Annotated in this window: 8 protein-coding genes; 6 read left to right on the top strand and 2 right to left on the bottom strand. The window is 45.5% G+C overall.

The genetic code is table 11. The features are described 5' to 3' along the window. Positions 1-21: 21 nt before the first annotated feature. A complete protein-coding gene (locus tag ACKVDP_RS04595; RefSeq protein WP_409227632.1) occupies positions 22-1,692 on the top strand; it encodes a formate--tetrahydrofolate ligase in 1,671 nt (556 codons plus the stop codon). Positions 1,693-1,791: 99 nt separating this feature from the next. Beyond that, on the top strand, positions 1,792-2,097 hold the full coding sequence (locus ACKVDP_RS04590) for a YerC/YecD family TrpR-related protein (protein WP_409227631.1): 306 nt from the start codon (positions 1,792-1,794) through the stop codon (positions 2,095-2,097). A gap of 160 nt (positions 2,098-2,257) precedes the next feature. Here ACKVDP_RS04590 and ACKVDP_RS04585 read toward each other — a convergent pair whose 3' ends face one another. Beyond that, positions 2,258-3,067, bottom strand: coding sequence for a glycerophosphodiester phosphodiesterase family protein (locus ACKVDP_RS04585; protein ID WP_409227630.1), 810 nt, complete (start codon positions 3,065-3,067; stop codon positions 2,258-2,260). 11 nt (positions 3,068-3,078) lie between these two features. Further along, a complete protein-coding gene (locus ACKVDP_RS04580) occupies positions 3,079-4,359 on the bottom strand; it encodes an MFS transporter (protein WP_409227629.1) in 1,281 nt (426 codons plus the stop codon). 158 nt (positions 4,360-4,517) lie between these two features. On the opposite strand from ACKVDP_RS04580, the gene ACKVDP_RS04575 reads away from it, so the two are divergent. The 4 genes from ACKVDP_RS04575 (at position 4,518) to ACKVDP_RS04560 (ending at position 11,969) form a co-directional block, all read left to right on the top strand. Further along, the gene (locus tag ACKVDP_RS04575) at positions 4,518-4,952 is read left to right on the top strand and encodes a MarR family winged helix-turn-helix transcriptional regulator (RefSeq protein ID WP_409227628.1); all 435 of its coding nucleotides are present in this window, start codon (positions 4,518-4,520) and stop codon (positions 4,950-4,952) included. Then, positions 4,952-5,656 carry an ABC transporter ATP-binding protein gene (locus tag ACKVDP_RS04570; RefSeq protein WP_409227627.1) on the top strand — a complete coding sequence of 235 codons (705 nt, stop codon included), beginning with the start codon at positions 4,952-4,954 and terminating at the stop codon, positions 5,654-5,656. The genes ACKVDP_RS04575 and ACKVDP_RS04570 overlap by 1 nt, the downstream gene beginning before the upstream one ends. After that, complete coding sequence (locus tag ACKVDP_RS04565; RefSeq protein WP_409227626.1) at positions 5,656-9,624, top strand: ABC transporter permease; 3,969 nt, start codon at positions 5,656-5,658, stop codon at positions 9,622-9,624. Before ACKVDP_RS04570 ends, ACKVDP_RS04565 begins: the two co-directional genes overlap by 1 nt. A gap of 482 nt (positions 9,625-10,106) precedes the next feature. Continuing rightward, complete coding sequence (locus ACKVDP_RS04560) at positions 10,107-11,969, top strand: aldehyde ferredoxin oxidoreductase family protein (protein ID WP_409227625.1); 1,863 nt, start codon at positions 10,107-10,109, stop codon at positions 11,967-11,969. Position 11,970: the final 1 nt, after the last annotated feature.

Here is an 11,970-nt window from a genome sequence, read left to right as displayed (position 1 = left end):
CAATTAAGAGGGGGAATTTTTTTGAAAACAGATGTTCAGATAGCACAGGCGGCCAATATGATTCCAATAAAGGACGTAGCGGCAAACTTAGGCATTGGAGAAGATGACATAGTAAACTATGGTAAATACAAGGCTAAGGTTTCATTGGATGTATTCAAGAGCATGAAGGATAAGCCAAACGGAAAACTTATTCTTGTTACCGCAATAAATCCAACTCCAGCAGGAGAAGGAAAGACCACAACAAACATTGGTCTTTCAATGGGACTTAACAAAATCGGAAAAAAGGCAATTACAACATTGAGAGAGCCTTCCTTGGGACCAAGCTTCGGAGTTAAGGGTGGAGCAGCAGGTGGAGGATACGCACAGGTAGTTCCCATGGAGGATATCAACCTTCACTTTACAGGTGACTTCCACGCAATCACAACTGCCAACAACCTAATTTCAGCACTGCTGGACAACCACATACATCAGGGAAACAAGCTTGGGATAGATCCAAGAAGGATTGTCTGGAAGAGAGTTATGGACATGAATGACAGAGCTTTGAGAAATGTTGTTGTAGGACTTGGTGGAAAGCCAAACGGAATGCCAAGGGAAGACGGCTTTGATATTTCGGTTGCATCAGAGATAATGGCCATATTCTGTCTTGCAGAGGACCTTGAGGACCTTAAGAGAAGAGTTGGAGATGTAATTGTAGCCTACAAGTTCGACGGTAGTCCAGTACATGCAAAGGATCTAAACGCACAGGGAGCAGTAGCACTTCTTATGAAGGATGCAATAGCTCCAAACCTTGTACAGACTCTTGAAAATACACCTGCATTGATCCATGGCGGACCATTTGCAAACATAGCTCATGGCTGTAACTCAATGCTTGCTACAAAGCTTGCTCTTAAGCTTGCAGATTACACAGTTACAGAGGCTGGCTTCGGTGCTGACCTTGGAGCTGAGAAGTTCTTTGACATCAAGGCCAGATTCGGTGACCTTAAACCGGATGCAGCAGTAATCGTAGCAACTGTAAGAGCTCTTAAGCACCACGGGGGAGCAAAGAAGGATGAGCTTGGAACTGAGAATCTTGACCAGCTTGCAAAGGGCTTTGAAAACCTTGAAAAGCACATCGAGAACGTTAAGAAATTTGGAGTTCCAGCTGTTGTTGCAGTAAACAACTTCCCAACAGACACACAGGCAGAGCTTGACTTCGTCCTGAACAAGTGTGAAGAGCTTGGTGCAACTGCTGTTCTTTCAGAGGTATGGGCAAAAGGTGGAGAAGGTGGAGCTGAGCTTGCCAAGAAGGTAGTTGAGGTTGTAGAGAGGGGCGAAGCGAACTTCAAGCCACTTTATGATGTAAACGCGCCAATAATGGAGAAGATAGAGACAATTGCAAGAGAAATCTATGGAGCAGACGGCGTTGACTTTACAAAGGGATGCCAGAAGCAGATTGCTAACATCGAAAAGATGGGCTTTGACAAGATGCCGATCTGTATGGCAAAGACCCAGTACTCAATGTCAGATGACCCGACACTTTTGGGTAGACCATCAGGCTTCAAGATAACTGTAAGAGACATAAAGGTCTCAAAGGGAGCAGGATTCCTAGTGGCCCTTACAGGAGATATCATGACAATGCCAGGACTTCCAAAGGTTCCTTCAGCGGACAACATAGATATTCTAGAGTCAGGTGAGATCGTAGGATTGTTCTAGATAAAAAAAAGCTGGGTGAAAATCCCAGCTTTTTGTTTACAAGTCCACTTTTATACAGTAATATATAAGTATATTAAACCAAAGATAGGAGAGGATAAAATGGTCTATAACTCAAAAATCAAGAGTAAGCAGGCAGACAGTTTGTTTGAGGCTATATTGCAGCTGGAGAATATGGACGAATGTTACCGCTTTTTCGAGGATATCTGTACAATAAAGGAAGTTCAGGCAATTGCGCAGAGACTTGAAGTTGCTAAGCTCTTGAAGGCCAACAAGACCTATAATGAGATTGAAGAGGAAACAGGCGCTTCCACCGCAACAATCAGCCGTATCAACAGGTCGCTTAATTATGGAGCAGACGGCTACAAGGTTGTATTTGAAAAGCTTGGTCTAATTGAAAAGGAATAATCATAAAGGATTTCTCAGCTGAGAAATCCTTTTCCTGTTTATTACGAATAGGAAATTTCTATTTTTTTGTATCATTCTTGTATTAAGAAATTTCCGTTGATGAGTATCATAAAAAGCTCCCTTAATGCATCTTGATATGCTTTATTTATAACTGTTTATCCTATTCTGGAATGAAGCTGTCAAATATAAGGATATCAAAGCGAGTCCTGTTTCTGTCCAGCTCCTTCTGGGATTTAAGAGTGTATGCAACAGTGGTTATTCCGAAGAGCCTAGTGTTTATGAAAAGAGACAGGTTGTTTCCATAAATGTGATTGTAGGCAATAAAATCCGGCTTAACCAGGAAATTGAACAGAAGATACTGAAGGGACAGGTTAAGAAGCAGACCCTTCTTGCCCTCCTTCAGATGATTTGTGGACAGCTGACCCCTGATAACGGAGGGTCTATTTTTTTTGTACCAGATCATAAGTACTGGATTAAAGGATTCAACCATGTAGTCCCCATTGTAATCATCAAGGACTGGGGACACGACATCACATATTGTTGTGTCTCCGCCTCCATCCTGCTTTAGTTCAACAATGATGGGAACCCTTCCATCAACTAGATTTAGCACATCATGGAGGGTTGGAATTTCCTCCTGGGAGTGGAACAATGTAATTTCCCTAAGCTCATCAAAGGTCATTTCAGTCACTAGTTTATTCATCCCTGCAGCTCTCTGGAGCCTGTTGTCATGTATCACCACTAGAATCTTGTCCCTTGTAATTCTAACATCAAATTCAACCCCATAGCCTTGTTCCACTGCAAGGGAGATTGCATTAAGGGAGTTTTCAGGTGCATCTGAACTGTTGTCGAACAATCCCCTGTGGGCATAGTACCTTCCAAGAAAGGGCTTTAGGTTTTTCTTGCTGGGAGAATTAGGCTTTATAGCATAAAGGTATAAGGCCAGCAATCCCCCTATGAGTGCTATCAACATGGAATCCTCCTTTAATCGTCAACATCGAAATGGTCAAGTGTGCTACCCTTCTTTGGTGGTCTTGAATCCCCGTGCTTAACCATCAACATGGTTACAAGGGATGCCAGGGAAAAGAATACGGAATATGGAAACAGTGTCCTGTAGCCAACATTTTCAAGGAAAAAGCCTGAAAGTATTGGAGTGAAAATCTGGGCTGACATGGAAAATGTGTAGTAGAGACCTGTGTACTTGCCAACATCTGCGCTTTTGCTCATCTCCACAACCATTGGGTATGAGTTCACGCTTATGGCAGCCCAACCAATTCCTGTTAGGGCAAACACGGCGTTAATTGCTGGAGAATACTCTACAAATAGGAAGCCCAGGAAATATGAAGTGCTCATAAAGAGGATGCCTGCAATTATTGTCTTTTTTCTCCCTATCCTGCTGGCGATTATACCGATTGGGATATAGCTAAGAATTGCTGCTCCCGTTGCTACCAAGAGGGCATTTGCAAAGCTTCCACCCTGAAGCCCCCAAACACGTCCTGCATATCTTGAAAATGCTGTTGTGACAGCATTGTATGCCGTGAACCACAGGAAAATGGAAGCAAGAATGAAATAGAGACTCCTTTTCACATCAGGAGGCATATCCCCACCCTTACCATTGGCCTCATCATCCTCCAGATCCTGTGAATCATTGAACTCCTTCATCTCTGCTGACAGCTTCTTCTCATTGATTGTCCTTACAAGAACAATGACAGAAAAGACCATCAAAAGTGCTATTACCAGAAAGACACTGAAATAGCTGGGGTTTGGATCATCTGGAACCAGGATGGCAATGACTGCAAGGGCGAAGATTGCACCGACAGCTCCCATAAGGTTGATTATGGCGTTTGCCTTGCTTCTTAGGGGCTTTGGAGTCAGGTCAGGCATAAGGGCAACAGCAGGGGACCTGTAGGTGCTCATGGCCAAAAGAACTGCCCCAAGGGAAATGAAGAAGAGGGGAAAGCTCTGGAGATTATCTGAAATAGGGATCAGGAGCATAAAGGAAACTGCACCTATTGTGCCCAGGACAATAAAAGGAGTCCTCTTTCCAAACCTTGTGTCAACCCTATCAGACAGGGCGCCGAAAAACGGCAGCAGGAAAAGTGCCAACAGATTGTCCAGGGCCATGATGGTCCCCGTAAAGGTTTCCCCCACACCAAATGTGTTCTGGAGAATCAGTGGGATGATATTATCGTAAAGCTGCCAGAATGATGCAATGGACATAAATGCAAGACCTATGAAAAAAGTACGTTTATTGTTGAGCTTCAAGTGGGCACCTCCTAGGAATGTATAATCTAATTATACAGTATCAGGACAGAGTTTAAATTATTTTATTAAAAATACATAATATTTTACATGAGCATGGACTGACCGTGATATAATTAATAGCATTAATAATTAATGGGGTTAACTATGGGGGGATGAGGATGGATGATTACAGACTTAAGAACCAGCTTATAGAAGCACTTGGCAAGGTATACTACATGGAGGCTTTTTCCCAGCTTGTGGAGTTCCTGCAAGGGGAGCTCTATGTCCTGTATTATCTTGCAGGGAGTGACGAAATGGAAACAAGTCCTTCGGAGATAAGCGAAAAGCTACATATGTCAAGGCCAAGGACTACAGCGACACTTACAGCTCTAAGGAAAAAGGGCTTTGTGGTTACAAGGTCAAACGAAAAGGACAGGCGTAGGGTGGATGTTATGATAACTGGGAAGGGTAAGGAGCATCTGGAAATGAAGAAGGATGCAGTAAACCATAATCTTGACCTTTTCATTGAGGGGATCGGAAGTGAGGAAGCCCTCCATCTGATAAGAATAATCAACAAGGCAGCAGGGCTGATGGAGACTGAGAGGAGCAACTGATGAAGGACTTTGTATTGCTTGAAAATGTATCTAAATACTATTACATGGGAAACCACAAGATTGAAGCTGCCAACAATATCAGCTTCACCATAAACAAGGGAGAATTCTGTGTTATCGTAGGCCCCTCAGGTGCCGGCAAGACAACTGTGCTGAATATCCTCGGTGGGATGGATTCCTGTGATGGTGGGACCATAATGCTTGATGGTCTCCTTGTGAGTAGCCTTAATGAACGCCAGCTCACTGACTACAGAAGGTATGACGTGGGGTTTGTGTTTCAGTTCTACAACCTGGTCCAGAACCTTACGGCCCTTGAAAATGTTGAGCTTGCATCCCAGATTTGCAGGGATCCCCTTGATCCTGCCACTGTGCTGTCCCAGGTTGGTTTAGGGGAGCGCATGGACAATTTCCCCGCACAGCTTTCAGGTGGGGAACAGCAAAGGGTCTCAATAGCAAGGGCTCTTGCAAAGAATCCCAAGATACTCCTATGTGATGAGCCAACCGGTGCCCTTGACTATGAAACAGGAAAGAATATATTGAAGCTTCTTCAGGACAGCTGCAGGAAGTTTGGAAAGACCGTTATCCTTATTACCCACAATCAGGCCATATCCCAGATGGCTGACAGGGTTATTCACCTAAAGAACGGAAAGGTGTCTGAACTGAGCACCAATCCTTCACCTTTGCCCATTGAAAGGATTGAATGGTAGTGAAAAACGCTTACGGGAAGATTGTATCCAGAGAATTTATTCAAAGCTTCGGACGCTTTGCAGCCATATTCGGAATAGTTGCCCTGGGTGTGGGCTTTCTGTCAGGACTGCTTGTAACAACACCGGATATGCACAATTCAGTGGATGAGTACTATGACAGCAACAATATGGCTGACATCTTCATAAAGGGTACCATGGGTATCACAGATGATGATCTTCAAAGGGTTCTACACCTGGAGGAGGTCAACGAAGTCATGCCCGCATATGTAATGGATATGATTATGGATACATCCCAGAATGGGACCTTGGTTACCCGAATCTATGGCTTGCCCTTGATGGATGGAGAAGCAAACATCAACAGGCTGGAGCTTCTTGAGGGAAGGATGCCCCAAAAGGCCAATGAAGTTCTGGTGGAAAGAAGCGGGACATACCTGGCTGACATACCTTTGGGATCAACAATAGCCATTTCACCGGAAAATGAGGACTATGATGACATCCGGGACTACTTTGAGGTACTCACCTATGAGGTTGTGGGAGTTGTGGGAAACACCTTCCATTTCTCCACGGAGCGTGAAGTGACCAATGTTGGAAGCGGTAGACTGGGGGCAATCATATACACAGATCATTCAAGCTATGCACTGGAAAACTGGACGGACCTATATATCACAGCGGAGGGTGCCCTTCAAATGAGTCCATTTTCAAATGAATATGATGTTAAGATTAAGCGTTTGGTCCAAAAGCTTGAGGATATATCTAAAGAGAGATCCCTTGTAAGATATGAGGAAGTCCTAATGAAGGCAGAGGAGGAGCTTGCCGATGGCTGGGAGGAATATAATGATGGGAAGGCAGAGGCTGAACAGGAGCTCGCCGATGCATGGGCTGAAATCCTGGACGGGAGAAAAGAGCTTGCCGATGGATTGATTGAGCTCCAGGACGGAGAAAATGAGCTCGCCGATGCAAGAATTACCCTAAGGGACGAGGTTGCGGATGCAGAGAGGGAAATAGCTGATGGAGACCAGGAGTTGGCTGATGCCCTTATTGAGCTTAAGGATGGTGAAAAGGAGCTTGCCGATGCCCTTGTTGAGCTTCAGGACGGAGAAAAGGATTACTACGAAGGCTATCTGGAATTCCTGGATGGAAAAAGGGAATACGAGGATGGACTCAAGAAGTACCAGGATGGGGAAGATGAGTACCAGAAGGGCCTTGAAAAGCTGGAGGATGGAAAAAGAGAACTTGCCAAGGGTGAAAGAGACCTGCAGCGCGGTAGAAGAGAGCTTGAAGCTGGCGAGGACGAGTACGCAGCCGGGGTAGTGGAGCTTCAGGAAGGTAAGGACCAGCTGCTTGCAGGAGTGTCTCAGATTGCAGATAATTTCGGCATACAGGGCTTCTCCTCCCAGGAGTTGGTGGGTACGGCTTCCGGACAAGCTGTTCTAAGGGGTACGATTGATGGAGCCAAGGACCAGCTTGAGGAAGGCATGTCGCAGATAAAAATCGGGAGTTCACTACTTGAGGACAATCTTGATAAAGCTAGGGCAGGCAAGGGCCAGCTGGAGTTGCAGCTACAGGCTCTAATTGAAGATCCGGAAAGCAACCAGGAGGCAATTGAAGCCATTGAGCTTGAAATAAGGACTTTGGATTCACAAATCGCAGCCATGGAACAGGAACTGAGGTCTCTGGAACAAGAGCTTCAGGGTCTTGAAGCACAGCTTGCCCAGCTTCCAAACCCAGATCAGCTTATTGGAGCCTGGAATCAGATCCTTTCAGGGGAAAGGGAGCTGGAGTATGCCAGAAGACAGTTGGATAACGGTTGGGACAAATACTACGATGGAAGAGCCCAGCTAAGGGATGCCCAGAAGGAAATTGAGGAAGGTGAAAAGGAGCTTGCAGATGGGAGAAAAGAGCTTGATGATGCAAGGGTGGAGCTCTTGGATGCAGAAAAAGAGATAAGAGAGGGAGAGAAGGAGCTGGCCGATGGAAGAATGGAGCTTGATGATGGCTGGAAGGAGTATAACGAAGGCCTGGTTGAGCTTTCAGACGGCTGGAAGGAATACGAGGATGGACTGGTGGAGCTTGCCGATGCCAGAGTGACCCTTGCACAGGAGGTAAGGGATGCAGAAAGGGAAATAGCTGATGCGGAAATTGAAATAAGGGATGGTTGGAAGGAATATAATGATGGACTTCTAGAGCTCAAGGACGGGGAAGAGGAATATTTCTCTGAGAAGAACAAGGCTGATGAGGAGCTTGCCCAGGCATATGCAGACCTTGTAGATGCTGAAAGGGAGCTTGCAGACCTGGAGGTGCCTGAGTGGTATGTTTTGGATAGGGAATCAAACATGAGCTTTGCAAACTTCCAATTGAACGCAGAGAAGGTAGCCGCCATCGCCAAATTTTTCCCGATATTTTTCTACCTTGTGGCTGCCCTGGTCTCATTGACGACAATGACCAGAATGGTGGAGGAGGAACGAACTCAAATCGGGATACTGAAGGCTCTCGGCTTCAGGAAGATGTCCATTATCGGAAAATATGTTGTCTATTGCGGTTTGGCGAGTATCCTTGGCAGTGCCGCAGGCCAACTGGTGGGATTTAGATTGCTTCCAAGGGTTATTTGGAATGCCTACGGAGTGATGTTCCATTTGCCGCCTTTTGTTTCGGAATACAATGCCAGGATAGCTTTTATGGCATCTGGAATAGCCGTTTTGAGTACGGTTGCAGTCACCGTTTATGCAGCAAATGAAGCTCTTGGTGAGAAGCCTGCAACCCTTATGCTTCCAAGGGCACCAAAGGCAGGCAAGAGGATTCTCCTGGAAAGGGTTGGACCGGTATGGCGTAAAATGAGCTTCAATATGAAATCCACAGCCAGAAACATATTCAGGTATAAGAAGCATTTCTATATGACAGTTGTTGGAATATCAGGATGTACAGCCTTGCTGATGCTTGGATTTGGCATGAGGGACTCAATTCGTGATTTTGCAGGCACACAATTTGACCATATCTTCAGGTATCAAGTAAGGCTGGAGCTTGATGAGGAGGACTTCAAGGAAGGTTCCCTTGATCAGTTGGTCCTAGATCTTGGGAATGTTCAATCCTATGGGGGAATATATTCCGATAAGGGAGCCATAAGGTATGGCAATGATCTCCTGGATGCGAATGCCATAGTATTTAGCGACTCACAGCAGCTATCGGATTTTATCCTTGTTAGGAATCGGGAATCAGGGGAAATCATTGTACCAGGAACAGAGTATGTGATAATAACAGAAAAGCTGTCTGAGGTTCTTGGCATATCCGTCGGTGAAGCCATTATATATGAGGATTCAGATGAAAACCTGGGAGAATTAAGGGTCACCCATATTACAGAGAACTACCTGGGCAACTATATGTATGTGGATTCAGCCCAGTATGAGTCTGTTTTTGGAGCTTCACCTGTCAACAGTGCCCTTGTAAGGACTGATGATTTGACTGCTGAGGAGGAAGACGGCCTTGTGGAAATGCTTCTCTTGGAGGAATCAGTTCTTAATGCTGAACTGGTGAGCCAGACCAGAAGGAGCTTTGACAATCTCATAAGGAGCATGGATTACATTGTCTTTGTAATCATCGTTGCATCCGGATTGCTTGCATTTATCGTTTTGTACAATCTGACCAATATAAATATTAATGAAAGGAAAAAGGAGCTGGCAACCTTGAAGGTTCTAGGTTTCCACAATGAGGAGGTTTCATCCCATATCTTCAGGGAGATTACAATACTCACCCTGATCGGGGTTCTTGTGGGATTGCTGCTTGGTACCTATATGCATGAGTTTATCATCAAGACCATTGAGGATCCGGATTCCATGTTTGGTAGGGATATCAGGCTGATGAGCTATGTGCTTTCTGCAGCTATAACTCTGGTGTTCTCACTGATAGTGAATCTCTTTATGGGAAGGAAGATAAGAAACATTGAAATGGTTGAGTCAATGAAAGCGAATGATTAGGACAATTCTTACACTCTCAATGGAATATCTAGAAATCTTGGATTTCTAGATATTTATATTGTCGGGTACTGGCAATTCACAAATCTCAATACACAATTGATTAGGTCAGGCTCTGGGGTCAAAGATACTTTCCTTACGCTTAGTATGAAAATAGCCGGCACCTATGACAGGGTGTCATTAGCCCGATAGGTGCTTTGCAAAGCGGTTCATATGAAAGAACGACTTTAAAATCCAAAGAGGATTTCGTAGTGATTTGATTCCTCCAAGCGAAGCGGCATAGGAATCAGTGGAGAAAACGAGTTGATGATTTTAATCGGACTTGAATCTAGAACTGCGTGTAAACACCTGAGGGCTGTGGTAATAATAAGGCGAATGAGACTCCATCATCCCTTTCCACTTTCCACCTTCCACTATCTAAAACTTACTGAAAATTGCAACAAACGGACAAATTTTGTATAATAATTGTATGGAGAGTGATAAATATGAATGGTTACAATGGAAAATTTTTATTTGTGGACTTAAGCAAAAAGGAAATTACCACAGAAGGCTTTGATGAAAAGTTTGTCAGGGACTACATAGGAGGCTACGGCTTTGGAGCCAAGATTCTCTATGACAGGATGCCGGCAGGTGCGGATCCACTTGGAGAGGAGAACATCCTTGGATTTATCACCGGAATTACCAATGGAACAGGTGCAATGTACGGTGGCAGGTTCACCATGGTCCATAAGTCTCCAGTGACAGGAGGCTGGAACGACTCAAACTCAGGAGGCTTTTTCGGTCCTGAACTGAAGAAGGCTGGATTTGATGCACTTTTTATCAGTGGCAAGGCAGAAGAGCCGGTATACATATGGATCAAGGATGGAGAGGTGGAAATCAAGGACGCAAAGCATATTTGGGGAATGGACACAAAAGAGGTTTGGGAGGCCTTGAAGGAGGAGCACGACCAGCCAGCTGCAAAGATTGTTGCAATCGGACCTTCCGGGGAGAGGCAATCCCTTCTTGCATGTCCAATAAACGATGGGCATAGGGCGCCTGGAAGAGGCGGTGGAGGAGCCGTCATGGGTTCAAAGAACCTGAAGGCCATCCTGGTCAAGGGTACCGGCAATGTTCCTGTGGGAGATCCGGAGAAGCTTAAGGAGGTCAACAAGCTGGTCCTTAAGACAATGAAGGAAAACAAGGGTACAAAAAGGTTCAGCGACATGGGAACAGGAGGAGGAACCCCTGCAGCTGCACTGAGTGGAGACAGCCCTGTCATGAACTGGAAGGGCGTAGGCATAATAGACTATGGTGAGGAAGCTGCACAGGCACTTGGTGCGGAAGCCATGGACAAGTACAAGACCAAGAAGTATGCCTGCTCAAGCTGTCCACTGGGCTGCGGAGCGGAGTACGAGGTAAGGGAAGGCAGATGGCCCGTTGGAACAACCGACAGACCGGAGTATGAAACTGCATCAGCCTTTGGCTCAACATTGCTGTGTGATGAGGTGGATGCACTTATAAAGGCCAATGACATATGCAACAGATATGGTATTGACACCATCTCAACAGGTATGACAATAGCCTGGGCAATGGAGTGCTATGAGGAGGGCGTTCTGTCACAAGAGGAGCTTGATGGGATAGACCTTAAGTGGGGAAACGGAGAGGCCATAGTTGCCTTGACCCAGAAAATCGCTGATGGAGAGGGCTGTGGGGAAATACTTGCAAATGGATCGGCCTATGCAGCTGACCAGTACAAGAAGGGACATGAATACCTTCAAACCGCATCTGGTATTGAGCTGCCCATGCACGACCCGAGATTTGCACCTGGTCTTGCCAGAACCTACCAGTTTGACCCAACACCAGGAAGACACGTAAAGGGCGGACTTGGAAACATTCAGATGGGAGGAAAGGAAACAAGGCCAAAATACGACTACACCGGAACCGGTGACCAGGACGTTGACCTTACATCAAAAAGGGAGGTTATGAACGTTGCAGGAATCTGCATGTTCTCAAGGTTTGGAACACCACCTGAGGGAATTGTGGACAGCTATGTAGAGGCGATTGGAGGCTTCCCCTTTGGAGAGGCAGAAAGCTTCAAGGCAGGCCTGAGGATATATGCAATGAGACACGCATTCAACCTGAGGGAAGGCATCACACCCAAGGATATGGAGATTACACAGAGAGCGGTGGGAAAACCGCCTTTGGAGGCAGGTCCCCTTGAAGGAGTTGAAATTGACAACCAGCTTCTTGGGAAGAACTTTTTTGATGAGCTGGGATGGGATTATGAAACCGGATTACCTTCAGAGAAATTCCTGAAAGAAATTGGGGCCCTGGAATATCTTCTTAAGGATCTTTACGGTGACAAGTAAA

This window comes from Gudongella ferriphila, from assembly GCF_046224405.1.
GTDB lineage: Bacteria > Bacillota > Clostridia > Tissierellales > Tissierellaceae > Gudongella.
Note: the sequence above shows the minus strand (reverse complement) of the source record. Positions and strands in the feature narration are given on the sequence as shown.

Coding starts and splice junctions, on each gene's coding strand:
- ACKVDP_RS04590 (WP_409227631.1), top strand. CDS start 1,792: ATGGTCTATAACTCAAAAATCAAGAGTAAGCAGGCAGACAGTTTGTTT.
- ACKVDP_RS04570 (WP_409227627.1), top strand. CDS start 4,952: ATGAAGGACTTTGTATTGCTTGAAAATGTATCTAAATACTATTACATG.
- ACKVDP_RS04585 (WP_409227630.1), bottom strand. CDS start 3,067: ATGTTGATAGCACTCATAGGGGGATTGCTGGCCTTATACCTTTATGCT.
- ACKVDP_RS04560 (WP_409227625.1), top strand. CDS start 10,107: ATGAATGGTTACAATGGAAAATTTTTATTTGTGGACTTAAGCAAAAAG.
- ACKVDP_RS04575 (WP_409227628.1), top strand. CDS start 4,518: ATGGATGATTACAGACTTAAGAACCAGCTTATAGAAGCACTTGGCAAG.